At 38.9% G+C, this 16494-nt stretch carries 20 protein-coding genes; 10 read left to right on the top strand and 10 right to left on the bottom strand.

The annotated features are described in order from the left end of the window. Positions 1–180: 180 nt before the first annotated feature. Positions 181–636: a pyridoxamine 5'-phosphate oxidase family protein gene (locus AACZ88_RS19670; protein ID WP_339714152.1), complete on the bottom strand. Its 456-nt coding sequence runs from the start codon at positions 634–636 to the stop codon at positions 181–183. Between the two features lie 232 nt (positions 637–868). Between AACZ88_RS19670 and AACZ88_RS19665 the strand changes: the two genes are divergently transcribed. Next, positions 869–1477 (top strand): DUF6134 family protein, encoded by a 609-nt coding sequence (locus tag AACZ88_RS19665; protein ID WP_339714149.1) that lies wholly within the window; start codon positions 869–871, stop codon positions 1475–1477. Positions 1478–1530: 53 nt separating this feature from the next. Further along, positions 1531–2298: a patatin-like phospholipase family protein gene (locus AACZ88_RS19660; protein WP_339714146.1), complete on the top strand. Its 768-nt coding sequence runs from the start codon at positions 1531–1533 to the stop codon at positions 2296–2298. 31 nt (positions 2299–2329) lie between these two features. Here the strand turns inward: AACZ88_RS19660 and AACZ88_RS19655 are convergent, their stop codons facing one another. The 3 genes from AACZ88_RS19655 to AACZ88_RS19645 all read right to left on the bottom strand — a co-directional run bounded on the left by AACZ88_RS19655 (position 2330) and on the right by AACZ88_RS19645 (position 4024). Beyond that, positions 2330–2971: a hypothetical protein gene (locus tag AACZ88_RS19655; protein ID WP_339714143.1), complete on the bottom strand. Its 642-nt coding sequence runs from the start codon at positions 2969–2971 to the stop codon at positions 2330–2332. Positions 2972–3052: 81 nt separating this feature from the next. Next, positions 3053–3490: a hypothetical protein gene (locus tag AACZ88_RS19650; RefSeq protein ID WP_339714140.1), complete on the bottom strand. Its 438-nt coding sequence runs from the start codon at positions 3488–3490 to the stop codon at positions 3053–3055. A gap of 93 nt (positions 3491–3583) precedes the next feature. Continuing rightward, the gene (locus AACZ88_RS19645) at positions 3584–4024 is read right to left on the bottom strand and encodes an Hsp20/alpha crystallin family protein (protein WP_339714137.1); all 441 of its coding nucleotides are present in this window, start codon (positions 4022–4024) and stop codon (positions 3584–3586) included. Between the two features lie 259 nt (positions 4025–4283). Here AACZ88_RS19645 and AACZ88_RS19640 point away from each other — a divergent pair, with 259 nt between their 5' ends. Next, positions 4284–4982, top strand: coding sequence for a LytTR family DNA-binding domain-containing protein (locus tag AACZ88_RS19640; protein ID WP_339714134.1), 699 nt, complete (start codon positions 4284–4286; stop codon positions 4980–4982). Between the two features lie 35 nt (positions 4983–5017). On the opposite strand, the gene AACZ88_RS19635 is transcribed toward AACZ88_RS19640, so the two are convergent. From AACZ88_RS19635 to AACZ88_RS19625, 3 genes are all read right to left on the bottom strand, one after another. Then, on the bottom strand, positions 5018–5443 hold the full coding sequence (locus tag AACZ88_RS19635) for a hypothetical protein (protein ID WP_339714132.1): 426 nt from the start codon (positions 5441–5443) through the stop codon (positions 5018–5020). Positions 5444–5619: 176 nt separating this feature from the next. Then, a complete protein-coding gene (locus AACZ88_RS19630) occupies positions 5620–6471 on the bottom strand; it encodes a universal stress protein (protein ID WP_339714130.1) in 852 nt (283 codons plus the stop codon). A 63-nt stretch (positions 6472–6534) separates the two neighbouring features. After that, entirely contained in the window at positions 6535–7371 is an 837-nt protein-coding gene (locus tag AACZ88_RS19625) for a universal stress protein (protein ID WP_339714127.1), read from the bottom strand. 113 nt (positions 7372–7484) lie between these two features. On the opposite strand from AACZ88_RS19625, the gene trxA reads away from it, so the two are divergent. After that, positions 7485–7784, top strand: a complete 300-nt coding sequence (trxA, locus tag AACZ88_RS19620; RefSeq protein ID WP_339714124.1) for a thioredoxin — start codon at positions 7485–7487, stop codon at positions 7782–7784. An 84-nt stretch (positions 7785–7868) separates the two neighbouring features. Here trxA and AACZ88_RS19615 read toward each other — a convergent pair whose 3' ends face one another. Together AACZ88_RS19615 and AACZ88_RS19610 are read right to left on the bottom strand one after the other, a co-directional pair. Further along, positions 7869–8708 carry a universal stress protein gene (locus AACZ88_RS19615; protein ID WP_339714121.1) on the bottom strand — a complete coding sequence of 280 codons (840 nt, stop codon included), beginning with the start codon at positions 8706–8708 and terminating at the stop codon, positions 7869–7871. Positions 8709–8938: 230 nt separating this feature from the next. Continuing rightward, complete coding sequence (locus tag AACZ88_RS19610; protein WP_339714118.1) at positions 8939–9895, bottom strand: ROK family protein; 957 nt, start codon at positions 9893–9895, stop codon at positions 8939–8941. Positions 9896–10029: 134 nt separating this feature from the next. Here AACZ88_RS19610 and AACZ88_RS19605 point away from each other — a divergent pair, with 134 nt between their 5' ends. Then, positions 10030–10815 (top strand): universal stress protein, encoded by a 786-nt coding sequence (locus AACZ88_RS19605; RefSeq protein ID WP_339714115.1) that lies wholly within the window; start codon positions 10030–10032, stop codon positions 10813–10815. 27 nt (positions 10816–10842) lie between these two features. Next, a complete protein-coding gene (gene pckA / locus AACZ88_RS19600; protein WP_339714112.1) occupies positions 10843–12480 on the top strand; it encodes a phosphoenolpyruvate carboxykinase (ATP) in 1638 nt (545 codons plus the stop codon). 79 nt (positions 12481–12559) lie between these two features. Here the strand turns inward: pckA and AACZ88_RS19595 are convergent, their stop codons facing one another. Continuing rightward, complete coding sequence (locus AACZ88_RS19595; RefSeq protein ID WP_339714109.1) at positions 12560–13888, bottom strand: ATP-dependent 6-phosphofructokinase; 1329 nt, start codon at positions 13886–13888, stop codon at positions 12560–12562. A gap of 176 nt (positions 13889–14064) precedes the next feature. Between AACZ88_RS19595 and AACZ88_RS19590 the strand changes: the two genes are divergently transcribed. From AACZ88_RS19590 to AACZ88_RS19575, 4 genes are all read left to right on the top strand, one after another. Beyond that, a complete protein-coding gene (locus AACZ88_RS19590) occupies positions 14065–14559 on the top strand; it encodes a hypothetical protein (RefSeq protein WP_339714106.1) in 495 nt (164 codons plus the stop codon). 104 nt (positions 14560–14663) lie between these two features. Then, positions 14664–15068 carry a hypothetical protein gene (locus AACZ88_RS19585; RefSeq protein WP_339714104.1) on the top strand — a complete coding sequence of 135 codons (405 nt, stop codon included), beginning with the start codon at positions 14664–14666 and terminating at the stop codon, positions 15066–15068. 102 nt (positions 15069–15170) lie between these two features. Beyond that, complete coding sequence (locus AACZ88_RS19580) at positions 15171–15443, top strand: cation transporter (RefSeq protein WP_339714101.1); 273 nt, start codon at positions 15171–15173, stop codon at positions 15441–15443. A 188-nt stretch (positions 15444–15631) separates the two neighbouring features. Beyond that, positions 15632–16429: a DUF3365 domain-containing protein gene (locus tag AACZ88_RS19575; RefSeq protein ID WP_339714098.1), complete on the top strand. Its 798-nt coding sequence runs from the start codon at positions 15632–15634 to the stop codon at positions 16427–16429. The last annotated feature ends 65 nt before the right edge of the window (positions 16430–16494 follow it).

Genomic DNA, 16494 nt, shown 5'->3' with positions numbered 1-16494 from the left:
ATTTATGGTTTTTTGTGCCGTTTTGGCGCAGGTCTAAAAAAACAGAAACAGGAAGCATAGGCCCCCTGTTAGTTTAGTACAGATACGGTGTACCAAACTTTTTATCGATTTTTAAGATTAATGCTGGTCTGTTCAGGGTATACATTATTGTAAAATGGAACCTTCGATTTTGACTGTTTTCTAATTTTTGCGCAATTTTCCCACGATATCTCCGATTTTGATACGAAATACAACAGGGGGAGCTTCCGATTCAATTTTTGCCGAGAATTCACTGATGAATCGGGCTTTGTTTTTTTTGTTATGGTTCAAGATGCCTTTTACGCCCACTGAAAACTCGTGCAACGTTTGTTTTGCGTCGATACCTTCAAGCTCTTCGAAGGTGCCATGTACTTGAACAGACTGCCAATTCGCTACCGAATCAATTAGATTAACGCCCAAGGCCACTGAAGGGTTTTTTCGCATGGCATCTAACTTGTGACCGATAGCCGAATAACCAGTGATCGTATGGTTAGCACTATCATAATAGTAGGTGATAGGTACAATGTACGGGGTAGCGCCCATTATATAGGCCAAACTTCCGATGTAACTGTTTTTAAGGAGTTCAATACTCTCTTTTTCCTCTAAATTTCTTCTCATAGTGCCCGCTTTATTTCGTCATCAAAACTATAACTTGTTCTATCTAAAATATATGACATCGGTCAGTTTTTCAACTTCATTTTGTGCAATGTAACCATGGGAATAGCTTTTAATAGTATAGCTTTGTATGACACATATCATCGTTTATTCCTTGATCAGTATAGTACTTTGCGAGTAAATTAAAGGGCTTCGATGAAGCTATTGAATCAGATTAAAACCCTAAAAGTTGTTATTGAATTTGCAGAATCTTATCATACGGCTAATACTATTAAATTTTGCAGTTTTTACGACTGGTGTCAAGCATACGGAGAATATCGCATTGTACTTCGATATCGTTATGAACGAGAAAACTATCGGAAGCTTAAAGGCTACCAAAACCAACAAAAATTCCCAAGATTATTACCACAGTTCCACGACGGTGAAGACTAAGGTCATTCGGAATATTACCGTGAATTATACCTATGATGTTTCTTTTGAAAATGGTCAATTGAGAAAGTCTGATGTCAATATAATGATTAATGACCGGCCACATGCCGAAACTTCTACCGAATGGCGCAATAGTGAGTATCAGATGATTAAAAACGGGAAGGAGAAAGAGGTATTACAAAAACCTATCGACTTTACTACCGTTTTATTGTATTTTGAAGAGCCTGTAAATGTCAGCAGTTGTTTTTCAGAGCAAGATGGAACATTCAATACGATTATCCCCTTGGGAAATCACGGTTATAAAAAAATCAATTCAAAGGGAAAGGAGAACATTTATTACTATAAAGATGGGGCCTTGGAAAAGGCCACTATCGATGGAGGGTTGGCCAGTTTTGAGATAATTGCCAAAAAATAATGATAACCAGTGTAGCCTTTTGATTAAAATAATTCAGAATAAGATAACATGGTATGACTATAGGATTGGTATTATCTGGAGGGGGCGTGAGGGGAGTGGCTCACATTGGGGCTATTAAGGCCTTGGAAGAAAACGGAATATTCCCGACCCATGTTTCAGGAACGAGTGCGGGGGCCATTGTCGGTGCATTGTATGCCGCAGGTGCCGAATGGTCTGAAATATTGAATTTTTTTAAGAGCATACCCCTGTTTCATGCTAAAAAATATGCCCTGGGAAAGCCGGGATTCATCGATACCGAAAAATTCTATTCGGATTTTAAGAGATTTGTTCCCGAGGATGATTTCAAGGTTCTTAAAAAGCACTTGTTCGTTACCGCGACGAATGTTGAAAAGGGAACTTTACATATTTTTGATTCCGGACCATTGATCCATCCTGTTTTAGCATCGGCTTCTTTTCCTGGTGTTTTTACTCCGGTTCAAATCGGCAAATCATATTATGTCGATGGAGGCGTTTTAAACAATTTCCCTATAGAACCCTTAAAGCCGCTATGCGATTCACTTATTGGGGTTTATGTAAATCCTCTACAGAAATTGAAGATTGCAGATTTAAAACATTCTTACAATGTTATGGAGCGCGCCTATAAGATCAAGGCGGCATCGGAATCGATACAAAAGTTTCCGGAATGTGATTTGTTGATACAGCCCGACGGACTCACAAAGTTCGGTACCTTCAGCAGATACGGAATCGATGCCATTTTTGAATTGGGCTATGCTGCAACAAAAAAAGCTTTGGAAAGTAACCCCCACTTTCACCAAAGATGAAAAAAGAGGGCTTCATTTTTTAGTGCCCAATCTAATGGCCACTGTCTTTACGGAATATTAGGTCTTGTTCCTCCATGGCCATGACCACTAATTTTACATATTTATCGATTGTTTTCTCAATATTTTCAGGGTCGGTGATATCTATACTGCCACGCCAGACCAAAGAGCGCTCTTTGCCTTCGCAAATACAATATAAAGAGGTTTCGGCATGATAAACGGTAAATGGTTCGTAGTAGTTCGAATTATAATAAATGTCTTGATGGGACATGTAATCGTCACTAAAATCACCTTTGTATTTACCCCATTCGGCAATACTCTTCAAAAACGTTTTGCGGTCTTCGGAGCCTACGATTTTGGTGAAAAGAATGGCGTCGAAGTCCTTATCAAGAAGTTGACGTTCAACATCGTCGAGCTCTTCTTCCGATTTTCTTGAATCGGTAAACGAAACATCGAATAAATCGACGCTACGCATAGCTTCAACATTTCTTTTGTCAAATTCTTTTTTTAATTTGGTTTCAAAGTCGGCACGTACGTCTTCGTCATAGGTCATGCCAACAACCAATACTTTATAGGCGGTGAAAATAACGTTGTCAGGGTTTTTCCAGCTTTCGACCAATGAAGTGTTAGAACATCCACTAAAGATAAGAATTGCAAAAGCAAGTAATTTTTTCATAATTTGAGTTTTCCATTCCTTCTTAGAATACCCTGACAAAAATAGGTTTTTTAGAAGTTATATCTACGGATGCCCGTCACTTCACTTCAAAAGGCGTTTGTTCATTTTTTTGACTTTGGCGACCAGATGAAATAGTGCCGACTTCAATTCACGGTAATCGTTCATATACTTTTTAATTTCAGATACCAGCTCCCAATGGGTTTCGATATAGGCCTTTTCCATTTTTAGTTCATCGATATCGTTGATCATGATTTCCAAAAGATTTTCATGTGATTTGACCCTTTGTAGATATTTTATGGCTTCTTTTTCCGATTTCGAAATTGCTCTTGTGATTCCTTGGCTTTCCTCGAAAACTTTTTGATCTAACAATTGTGGAGTGTAAGAAGTTACCAAATCGTTCAAAAATTGTTGTTCATCGCGAACGAATTTCAATTCCGATATCCATTGCAAGGTTGTATCATGCATTTCTTCGGCGCTTAGCCACTCGATATAACCGTAATTTTTTCCAGTTGCTTCCATTTTACTTTTATGACTTTTAAGGAAAAAGAATATCTACTAGCGATGTAAACAAGTATGGCATACGGTCATACGACCGTATGCCATACTATCAAATCACAAAACATCGATTTTTCTTTTGTTCGTTTTTTTAGCTTCCGCTTTTTTAAATAGGTGTAATTTTAGAATTCCGTTTTCATAAGTTGCTTTTACTTCTTTTGAATCGTCGACTGTTTTGGGTAACTGTAACGCACGCCTGAAGGAGCGATAGTTGAACTCCTTTCGGGTGTAGTCATCTTCTTTATCTTCGTGGTTCGCCTTTTTTTCGGCGGCCACTTCCAAAATGTCATCTTTAAGGGTGATTTCAAAATCTTTTTTATCGAAACCAGGTGAAGCCAGTTCGATTTCAAAATCGTTATCGTGTTCCATGACGTTCATTGCAGGCAACGATTTTTCAAGATTGAAGAAATTGTCATTAAAGGCAGTATTGCGTTCAATGAAATCAGTAAGGCCATAATTCCAAGGCCATCGGTTGCTGTTAAATTTAACTAATGACATAACTGTTGGGTTTTAAGATTACTAATTACTTTATAAGTGAAACTAAGTTAGCAGGAAAGAAGCAGCAATGAAATGACAATTATCAGCTCATCGATTTTTGCACAAGAAATAACATGATGGCAAAAGGCCCCGCGAAAACTGGCTTAACCTGACTTTTATCATTGTTTATGAGGGACTTTCAGGTTAGTTTTGATTGATTTTCATAAACCAAATACTGAGTTCATAGGTTGAAAAATCAAACTTTGTAATCTAATATGATATGAATAGTATAACTTTAAAATGTATTGTAATCGATGACTCTACGGTTTCGCGCCATGCCATTTCTAGACTGATAAATAGTCATTCAGATCTGGCCTTGGTGGCCACATATCGAAATGCAGTGGAGGCCTTGAACAATGAGGCTCATAAAGATATCGACCTTATATTTTTAGATGTCGAAATGCCACGGATGAACGGATTCGAGTTTTTGGAAGCCTTAAAGCACCCCCCGCAGGTCATTCTGGTTTGTAATAAAGGTGATTATGCTTTGAAAGCCTTTGATTATGCGATTACCGACTATCTGAAGAAACCTTTGGATAAAGGACGTTTTGATAACGCCGTACGGCGAGCACTTTCAAAGCACAGAATGATCAATAAAATCGTGGATAAGGTTTGTATCGATGTCAAAAGTAATCTGCAAAAAAAGAAAGTGGTAATCGATCACATCAATTTTATTGAGACTATTGGAGATTATATTCGGCTGGTGACCGACGATGGAAACCTACTGGTACTCACGACCCTAAAATCGTTTCTAAAAAAATTGCCTAAAGATAAATTCATAAGAATTCATAGGTCGTATTGTGTAAACGTAACCAAGATAGACCAATTTTGTACGACCATGCTCGAAATTGGTGGAAAGGAGATTCCTATTAGTCGTGGTAAGAGCGAAGAACTTGAAAAAATGCTTAACCATGCGTGATGATGTGAACATGGTTTTTATTAGGAAACCTTTAGTTAGTACGGTTTTCTCTTTTTTAGGATGGATCCGGCATAATTGAATATTTCAGTCTTTAGGGTTTGAAAATTTTCGATACAATCGACAACTTGTGCCTCAATGGTTTTGTGTTTTCGTTCGAAACCGAGGTCGCAGCTCTGATCTTTACATTCAAACATACCCCCGAGATTTTTTTCATGGGCGATGATACGTTCAAGAACTCGGCTCTTCGTTGTTTTCGATTTTTTTAGTCGGTTTAAATATTCTTGCAAACGTTCGAACAGGTCGGGTGTGTTGGGTTCAAAAACATAGGAAGTCAGCAAACGATTTATGAAAATGGTCTCATCTTCCATAAACCAAAGCTTAGACCTCCAGTTTTGGCAGTCATAGTAAAATATTTCTGTTTTTTGTGCCTGGTCTGATTTTGTTCGAATGTCTTTATTCATAGTCCGTGTTGCATTATGATTCCCTATGAAGTTAATTCATAAACTAATGAAAAGCAATTACTTGAGTCGGTTTTGGTGTTAAAAATTATGTTAATAAAGCTACCGACCCTGAATACCTGAATAAGTAGGCACTACGCGATGAAATTAAGTTTTTGCCCTTTTTTGAACCAATGAATTTAAGAATGGTCGTTCAATGTAAATACGGGAACGCGTGAGTGGTACCCCAACTCTTTGACGAGGGGCTTTGACCACATGCTGCCAAAAAAGCGGTGTTTTTTGTTGAGAAAGGCGACCATATCACTTTTGCGACTTTCAATAAATGCATTGATTCCCGTGTGTACCTTAACGCCTTCCAAACTGTGGGAACTATGATCGATATCTTTCAAAATGTTTTCTAGAAGCTCTTTATTGTTCTGTTGGGCTTTTGTGAGTTTTTCTTTTTCTTTGATATGTAGAATGCGTATTGCAGTGCCGTGCATTTTTCCGATTTCAACCAGGTAATTAAGTTCCCTACGCTTAAAAGGTGTTTTGTAATCGGTAGGAAATACAATTTCGCGGGGCGTTGAATAACGAGCCTTTTCCGGTATGGCAAGAACAGGGCACTCGGTGACTTTTTCCATGAGGTTGATAGTATTCGTGCCATAGATAATGGTATGTGAACCGGTACTGCCCTTGGTACCCATGACGACAATATCAATATCATGTTTCGCAATGGCATTTTCTACGGCTTCGAATAGATAACTAAAGGTAGATATGGTATGATAGGTGTGTTTTTGATTATGATGACTTAAACTCAAAATTTGCTTTAGTTCATTGAAACGAAGCTTTGATTTAGATCTTGCCGCTTCAAAGGCAATCTCCCCGGGTTCGGGCACCATCATCGCATTTTCGAGATTATAGCCATCGACCTGGTAAACATTTAAAAAATAGAAATCACATTGTTGTTCTTCGTAAAGGGAAAGGGCATATCGAATAGCATTCAACGCATTTTTTGAGAAATCGGTCGGTAACAATATTCGCTTTTCCATATTGAAATTTTAAGGATATAGTATAAAATTAAGGCTTTGGGATACCGTACTCTATGACGAATGTCAGTCTGAATCAGGAATTACTAAAAAAGGGATATCCAAATCAAAGGCCACTCTTTTGATTACGGGTTCACGCGTGGCACGCTCTAGTATACTATGTTGGTAATTCACCATAGTTAGAATGTCGATTTTCAATTCTTCTAAAAATGTGGTTATAGAATTCGCCTTGTTCTTAAAGAGTGGCATCCAATGAAATGAATTTTCAAAAGGTGACAGATAGTCGATTAAGATACTTTTGTTCATGGTTTGGTATTTGTTCAATACCTCTTCTTGGTTGATATGCATTACACAAATTTTTGCGCCATATTGTTTGGCCAAAAAAAGGAGTGGTTGCAAAAGTCCTGCATCGTATGGCCGATGATAGTCTGTGACAAAGGCAATCTGTTTTGGTGGAACAAAATCTATTTCTTTCGGAACGGTTAAAACCGGACATTTTTTGATGGCACTTATAGTGTTTAAAACATTGCTTCCCAAAAAAATAGCCTCGATTTCAGAACACCCTGTATTTCCCATTACCACTAAATCGATTCCCTCTTTACCAACGACATTGAAAATAGTTTGTGTTAATTCTCCATACTTCGAAATGGTTTTGAATATATGTTGTTGATTGGGGTCGTCTCTTTTGATGCGATGGGCAAGGGCCTTTAGCCCCTCGTGTGACTCATCACTGAGCTGTTGTATCAAATCTTTACCACTACTTTTACTGATTAACGGAGTAAATTCATCATGTACATTGAGTAAATAAAAGGTGCAAGGTTCATTTTTGACCAATTGTACGGCATGAAAAAGAGCATTGTAGGCATTACTCGAAAAATCGGTAGGCACCAATATTTTTTCCATAGTATTTAAGTTTGAGTTAAAAATAATGTGGATGGCGGCTAAAAAACATGATATTGGTCAGTTTCTTTTCTTATCTATTTTGCTACCTTGTACGTTATAAATTTTTTAATAAGATGAAAAGTAGTTTTCAAAACATTATAGATTCGAAAACTCCGGTTTTAGTAGATTTTTTTGCCGATTGGTGCGGGCCATGTAAAATGTTGGCCCCTATATTAAAGCAGGTTAAGGACGAATTGGGCGACAGTGTGAAAATTATAAAAATCGATGTCGATAAAAACCAGCCCTTGGCGAGTCAATATCAAGTACGGGGAGTGCCTACAATGTTGTTGTTCAAAAATGGAAAACAAGTTTGGAGGCAGTCTGGGGTAGTTCAAAAAAATGATATTGTAACAACAATTAAATCATTCGCTTAAAAAAACAATTTCTGATGTAAGAGCCAGACAAACCCCATAAGTGATTTGGAGACGGAACCTTGTTCTGATGGGTATTCAACGTTACTATTCGTGTAAGACCAAAAATGGTACATCGGTATGGTAACTTATTTTTTCTACTTTTGGCCTGAACAATATGCGTTGAAAGAAGTTTAGATTTTTTGCGACCATGGCAATCATGTCGATATCTCTGCTTTCGGTAAAACATTGCACTGCAGTCTCTAGTTCAGTACCCGTTAAAGAATGAAATGTATGGTCAATGTCGATAAGATATTCATGTAAAAAATCTTTATTTTTTTGCTGCTCTTCACTTAAATTCTCTCCTTTTTTAGAAATGTGCAGTATACGTAATACAGCCTTATGCTTAGTAGTCATTTCTATTAAGGTATCTAAAACTTTAATGTCGTAGCCAATATGAAAATCGGTCGGAAAGGCAATTTCGTTGAGGTCTGCATATGTCGCATTTTCGGGAACGGCCAATAACGGGCATTTTACCTTTGTGATAACATCACCGGTATTGCTGCCAACGGTTGCTTTTTTTATGCCAGAGGCTCCCTTCGTTCCCATTATTATAAGATCTATTTTCTTGGCTTCAGTTTCTCGTTTTACCGCATCAACTAAGTAATCATAAAATGCCAATGGTATAAAGGTATGTTTGGTGTTCAAGGGAAGTTCCGTTTCAATTCTTTTGAACAACTTTTTCAGATCGGCCTTACTTTCTTTTAGAATGATATCTTTGAAATTATCGCGCGAAAGGCGAATCGAACTTCCGGCACCTGAGTAGGGGGGTATGGGGTTAATGTGCATTATATAAAATGTACATTTCGTTTTTTTGAAAAAATCAAGGCCGTATTTAATAGCGTTCCATGAATTTTCGGAAAAGTCGGTTGGAATCAAAATCTGCATCGTTCAAGAAATTTTATTTGTCCTCCAAAGTTACAAGGGTAAAAGTCAGTAGAAAATGACTATTGTCATATCGGAAAAGCTAGTTTTTATTTTAGATGCGTAGTGGATGCGATTTTCTCAGGCAGAAACCATAGATTGATCCATAACTTTTATTTTAAAACTAAAACCCGAGCAGACAATAATATTTCTGATTTTCTCAAACTAGCTTACTTTAAAGGTAGGTCGTCAGCCTAACTTTGTTTCTCCCAAATTAATGCTGCAGCTCCACAAATTGCAGCCGTTTTGCCTTCCATTCCCGAGGTGAGTATTTGAACTTTTCCTTTATAGACCTCGAGCAAATAATCAGCGAAATAAGTTTGTAGGGGATCCAAAATCCATTTGCCACTATTGACGAGTCCCCCCATTAAGAAGAAAGCTTGTGGTTGTGTGAAGGCCGTGAAATTGGCGAGTGCCAATCCCATTATTTTTGCAGTATAATCAAATGCTTTTAAGGCAATAAGATCACCTTCTTCGGCTGCCTTGGTAATATCTTCGCCGTGCAGGTCGTTATAGGCTATATTTCGAAACCGACTATCATCCATATATTTGCACAACATAAATAGTATGGTACGCTTGAGCCCGGTTGCCGAAACGTAGGCTTCCAATCCGCCGCGAACGTTTAGGCCCGTTAAGCGTCCATCGCCCAAAGTCATGTCGATGTGACCGAGTTCACCGGCAAATCCGTCATAGCCCTCTATCAATTTTCCGTTCGCAACGATACCCGCACCTAAGCCTGTACCTAGGGTGATGACGATAAAATCATCCATCTCTTTTGCGTTTCCAAAAAGCATTTCCCCTAATGCCGCAGCACTGGCATCGTTCATTATGCGCATGGGAACGTCGAGGTGCTGCTTGAATTTTTCGAGAACAGGTAAGGATCCTTTCCATCTTAAGTTAGCGGCGTTTTCTATGGTGCCATTTCTACTGGAGGCATTAGGGGCGCCGATGCCACATCCGATGAGATTTACTGGGAACTCAAGCCTTGCTTCAAGTGCTGCAATTTCCTTCTTTATCTGAACTAAAAAGTTATCGAAATCTTCAAATTCCTGGGTTCTAAAAGATGATTGTTCAAGACATTCACCATTTTTATCTACCAAACCAATTTTTGTCTTGGTACCCCCAATATCTATTCCTGCTACTAAATCCATATATGCTAATTTATAAAGTATACTTCTGAATTTCAATAGTAGCCACTTAATTTTTGAATGCTTATGACTATTGTCATTTTTTGCCGCAATATCGATCGGTAATTTTGTAGTGAATCATATAAAAACCATGAGCAATGGACAGAATTTCCACCATACTAGTACCCTTTGATTTTTCAAATATTGCCAAATGCGCTTTGGAGTACACCGTAACATTTGTCGGGCGCAATGATGATATAAGAATTGTTCTTGCCCATATTTCAGGGAATAGCAATTTTAGTATAATGCCCGAAAACTTAAAAAAAATTGAAGAAAAGTATAATTCAAAGCTCAAGAACAAATTGGAATGGGTCACACAAAGTGGATCCTTGACAAATACGTTGCTGGCCATACAAAATACGAGACAGGTAGATATGGTAATCATGGGCACTTCGGGCACCGGGAAAGAAGGCGATGCAGAAATTACGAATACTTCAAAATTTGTACTCGAAGCAGATTGCCCCGTTTTAGTGGTACCAAATGCCTACCGAGATTTTAAATTAAAGCGCATCGCTTTGGTTTTGGGGAATGAAGAAATTGATGATACCAGAGTTTTGGAAACGCTATTGCAGGTGGCCCGAAGGTTCAATGCCCAAGTACATGTGGTTACAATAGAAAACAAACCTGGCAATTATGGCTATTCTGAAGAAGAAGAAAAGAATGAAAATGCCGTAGAATATTATCTAGAAAGTTTTTATGCAGAACGCGTCTTTATCAAGAATAAAGATGTTGTAGAGGGCATATTGAACTATGCATCTAAAAAAGAACTCGATCTTATTACCATTTTGCCGAGAAATCATAGCAAACGTAGTGAACCTTCAGAAGGTCAGCTTACCCAGTTATTGACTTTACATTCACAAGTGCCAGTGCTGGCCATAGATTAATTTTTATAAACCTCTCAAAAAAGAACCATGGAAGAAACATTAGCGAAAACGTCAAAGAATAAAGACCTTCAAAAATACGGATTGGAAAATGTCACTGCCCATTGGAACCTTGATGGAGAGACGCTTCAAAAATTGACCGTTGCAAAAGGTATGGGTACCGAAACAGCGAACGGTACACTCTGCGTAAATACAGGTAAGTTCACAGGACGGTCGCCCAAAGATCGTTTTTTGGTAAAAGATGATTACACCAGCGATAAAGTATGGTGGGGTCGTGTCAATAAGCCATTGGCTCCCGAAAATTTCGACAAGCTACATACTGAAGTGATAACGTATCTATCGGGAAAGGAGGTCTATGTACGCGATGCCTATGTCTGCGCCGATCCAAAATATCATATGAACGTGCGGACGATTACCGAATATCCGTGGTCTAATTATTTTATAAAAAACATGTTTCTTCGGTTGAACGAAGATGAACTTGAAGATTTTGACGAAGAATGGCTGGTGCTATGTGCACCAGGTTATGTGGCCCAAGAGCCCAAATCGTTCGGTATTGGAAGTGGTAACTTTTCCATTATCAATTTCACAAAAAAAATTGCATTGATTGCAGGTTCGGCCTATACCGGTGAAATGAAGAAGGGCATTTTTTCTGCCTTGAACTTAATTTTACCCACAGAACGTAATGTGCTGCCGATGCATTGCTCGGCCAATGTTGGTGTAGACGGAGATACCGCTATTTTCTTTGGGCTATCGGGAACGGGAAAAACGACGTTGTCTGCCGATCCCGAACGAAAGTTAATCGGAGATGACGAGCATGGTTGGGCATCTGACAATACCATTTTTAATTTTGAAGGAGGTTGTTACGCCAAAGTAATCGACCTTACAGAAGACAAGGAACCCGATATTTTCCGTGCCATTCGACCGGGTGCACTTTTAGAAAATGTAGGTTTTAGGGAGGGAACAAAAGAGGTGGACTATTTCGATAGTTCGATAACCCAGAATACCCGGGTGAGCTATCCGATTGATCATATCGATAATATTCAGGTACCTTCGTTTGCCAAAAATCCGAAGAACATTTTCTTTCTGACCTGTGATGCTTTCGGAGTCTTGCCCCCTGTATCGAAATTAACGCCTGGTCAAGCGGCCTATCATTTTATTTCGGGCTATACCGCCAAAGTTGCTGGAACCGAAGCCGGAATAAATGAACCTGTTCCATCGTTCTCTGCTTGTTTTGGAGAGCCTTTTATGCCTTTGCATCCAACGGTATATGCAGAAATGCTAAGTAAAAAAATGACTGAAGCAGGTGTCAACGTTTGGTTGATCAATACTGGCTGGACGGGCGGACCTTACGGAGTTGGCTCCCGAATAAAATTGAAATATACAAGGGCGATGATTTCCGCAATTCTAAAAGGAGAACTTGAAAAGGTCGATTACAATCAGCATCCTATATTTGGCTTGCAAATGCCCAAATACTGTCAAGGGGTGCCCACTGAATTATTAGATCCCATGAACACATGGTTACAAAAGGGAGTGTATGTAAGTAAGGCCATACAATTGGCACATTCCTTCCATCTAAACTTTGATAAATTTGCCAATCAGGCTTCGGAAGAAATTCTCAACGGTGGGCCTTTAATAGATACCCACCACGCCTTGGCCGATCATGTTTAAATTAATGGATTGACTGTATATAAAAACCCGATACTCGTATAGTGTCGGGTTTTTTATGCTTGGTCAAACCTAGATAATTTTATGCTTGCACCATTGAAAAGGGTTGCCCTGTGCTCTGTAGCGCGGCAAACCAAAATTCGCCCGCCAAATCTATCTTTTTTCTTTGGGATACCACTTTAGATATGGGTAGATACACAAATTGATTGTTGACCATGCCTACCACAAATCTGGTCTTCCCTGCCATTGCACCATGTACGGCGTGATATGCCAGTCTATTACAGAAAACGCTGTCGCTGGCATTGGCAGGGGAACTCCTGATGATATAACTCGGGTCAATATACTTGATCGTAGTTTTAATAGCCTGCGAGTCGAAATATTCCTTTATTTTATCCTTTAGCAACAAACCAATATCTTTATGCTGCACATTTCCCGATGCATCGGTTATTTGTTTTTCATTTTCAAACAAGTGCTGTCCGGCTCCTTCTGCAACGACGATGACGGCATGGTGTTTGAAGTCGAGGCGTTTCTTGAGAGCTTCGAAAAAGCCATTGGGTCCATATAGGTCGAAAGTCATTTCAGGTACCAAGACAAAGTTCACTACGGGCATTGAAATGGCGGCCGAGGCAGCGATAAAGCCACTATCCCTTCCCATTAATTTTACGATCGACACTCCGTTATAGGCACCGGTTGCCTCGTTATGTGCATCTCTTATAATGGGCGCCGCAGTGTCAAAGGCTGTTTCAAATCCGAACGATTTGTCAATAAGGTCAATATCGTTATCAATGGTTTTTGGTATTCCAATGACCGAAATCGGCAGTTTTCGTTTTTCAATTTCATCACCAATTGCATTAGCCCCCTTTAAGGTGCCATCGCCCCCTATGGCAAATAATAAATCGACTTTATTGTTTTCGAGCATATCAACCATTTCAGAGACGGGTTGCGCACCTCTCGACGAACCTAGCACGGTTCCACCGAACTCATGAATATCGTTTACTACGTCAGGGGTAAGTTCAGTAAGACCATGGGTGCTTTTCGGTGACAGCCCCTCGTATCCGTAGGGTATTCCAATAATTCTTTTGACCCCATAAAAATAATGTAACGCCATGACAAGACTGCGTATCACATTATTGATTCCAGGACAAAGGCCCCCACAGGTTACGATTGCCGCCGTAGTATTTTCAGGTCTAAAAAATATGCGCTCTCGGGGACCTGCTTTTTCAAGACAAACCGGAGCTTTGTTACTTTGTACGCATGTATTGAAACCTTGCAATGTAACATCGCTTAATATTCTATTTTTTTCCTCAATAAATTTATAAATACTATCACCGGTCATTTGGTCTAGGTGAATAGGAGAAGGTATCGTAGCGTTACCAATCGTTTGTATATCAAAATTATTGTTCTCTGCCATATAATTGGTGTGTTTTAAAGTTTGTCTTGGTCGGGAAAACACTGAAATGAACGTCTGGTTTGTTTTTTGACATCAGTATTCTCAATACAGATAGCATCAATTTGCTTTTATCGCAAAACAATCTTGCCACCCTATAAAAAAAATAGACCTTACATGACAAATATCATACTAAAAGCTTGAAATCAAAAGTACTTTTGGGAACAAAGGGTACTTTGAATCAAAATAAAGAAGCCATGGAAAGTTTTAGAAGTAGACCAAAAAGTAATTCCATTCAAAACAGTAAATGGCAAGAATTGTACATTTTGACCGGGCATTGGAAATCAGATCTTTTATTCTATAAAGATGACCTTAGATTTCTACGTCATTTGGTGGATAAATATTTTGTATGGATTGAGGACCAAGCCAATTTAGATGATGTAAGGAGGGTTGGGGAAACTATCTTGAAAGCTACGAGAGAATGTGAGGAACTCTTGGGCAGGGTAGACGCACACCTGTCCCATTTGGCAAACAGTACCGATAATGATTCGAAGCGCTTTAGAACGGAGCATGGAGAGCTTGAAGATGAATTGGCCGAATTCATTAAAAGGGTAAGGCAGCATAGGGTGCAGCTTTTTAAAATTACCGAGTACGTAATCGACAGCGAAAAATTACAAGGTCATTTGAAGGATTGAAAAACGGAAATGGCTGATCAAACTATGGAGTTTAAGTACGGGGCTGTTCTGCTGTAAGAGATACAAAACAAATTTCAGACTGATGTTTTATCAAAAGAATCAAGATGATATCAAAAGAAAAAATAACAAATGAACTTTACCAAAGCTTGGGAAAGTTGTTTTATGCCATCGCCATAGCAGACAAAGTGGTAAGGCCGATAGAAGTAGCCGAATTGAATAAAAATGTGCATACGTTTTGGCTTTCAGTCGATGGGGCGGAAGACGAATATGGTACTGATGCAGCGTATCAGATAGCCATTGTTTTTGATTGGTTGCAGCAAGAAGAAAAAGAAAGCCAACACTACTTTGAAGAATTTGCGGCCTTTTACAAGGAGCACTCCCAACAGTTCAATTTAAAAATCAAACAATTGACTTGGAAGACCGCATGCGATATTGCATTATCATTTCGGAGTGCAAATACATTGGAATTGAATCTTTTGACAAAGCTCCGCCTACTTCTTGAAATGTAAAACAATAAAAAAACACCTTGTTTTTTAAGTACTGTAACTGTTGTTACAGCATAATATTTATTAAGCTCATAATTTTAAATCGGTACCATAGAAACTACAAAAATGAAAACTTCGATTATCGTTCAAAACTTAAAGGGTAGCGCTTGTAAAAAGGCCATTATCTCAAAATTATCAGAGCTTCCGACAATTTCAAATATAACCGTTGATGTTGATTTGGCCAGGGTTTCCTTTGTGTATGAGAATTTTAATGATGCCTTGGTGGTGAAAGAAGTGCTTAAGGCAATAGGATATCCTTCCATACATTATAGAAGCTCCACCTCTAAGAAAACTTTTTCGTTTACAAGGGGCGTTGCCTTAAAATTGTCGAAATCATGAAGTTTCTAATCTACTTCGTTTTCGCAATAATATTTGTCGGCTGTAACGATGGTAAGCAAACTGAAAAAAAGCCGGTTCGGAAGGTTTCCGATAATCATCTGACAGAAATTGCGAAGTCACACCCTGGAAAGAAATTTTTAGAAAACGAATGTTAAATATGCCATAACCCAAAAACTTCCCGATCCAGTATGATTGCGCCGCCTATGGTGGCTATAAAGCAGCATTATATCGACTCGAGTACTACAAGGGAAGCTTTCACTGAAGACTTGATTCGCTGGGTGAACGATCCAGAAACAAAAACAAGAATGCCCGGAGTTCATAAAAGGTTTGGAGCCATGCCTTATTTACCTTATCCGGATGAAGCTTTAAAACAGGTGGCCGATTATATTTTTGATAATGATCTTGAAAAACCGGATTGGTGGGATGCTCATTTTCAGAAAGCGCATAGAAAAGGAAAAGGATTGGCCGATTGCGAGTGTATGTTGTTTGACGGCGATCAAACCGACTACACCGATATAGGAATGGAATATGTCTTGACCGCCAAAACTACATTGGGCAAAAACCTAATGAAAGCCATTCAGACCAGGGGAACGGTAGGGGCGGTATCATTTTGCAATGTTGAAGCGCTTAAATTGACAGATAGCATCTCGGTCATGAAAAATGCCATTATCAAAAGAGTTTCCGATAAGCCCCGAAATGCCAAAAATAGGGCCAATACGGAAGAATTGGGATACATTGAATTGTTTAAGCGTATCGTAGCATCTGAAGATGAGGTCAAACCCATAATTAACGTAGCCAACGGGGAGGTTGATTTTTATTTTCCGATTACCACTAACGCCATGTGCCTGCAATGTCACGGAAAACCTGAGAAGGAAATTGGGATTGAAACTTTGGCCATGTTGAAAGAGCGTTATCCCGAAGATATGGCCGTCGGTTACGATAGTAATGAGGTGCGCGGTATTTGGGCCATTAAATTTGATGAGTGAAAATTACCTGTATTTTGGGAATCCAATAGCGCAAATAAAGCGTGGTTTAATTTGAACAAAAAAGA

This window comes from uncultured Kriegella sp. (assembly GCF_963975415.1).
In the GTDB taxonomy this organism is placed as follows: Bacteria; Bacteroidota; Bacteroidia; order Flavobacteriales; family Flavobacteriaceae; genus Kriegella.
This window is presented reverse-complemented; position numbering and strand designations above follow the sequence as displayed.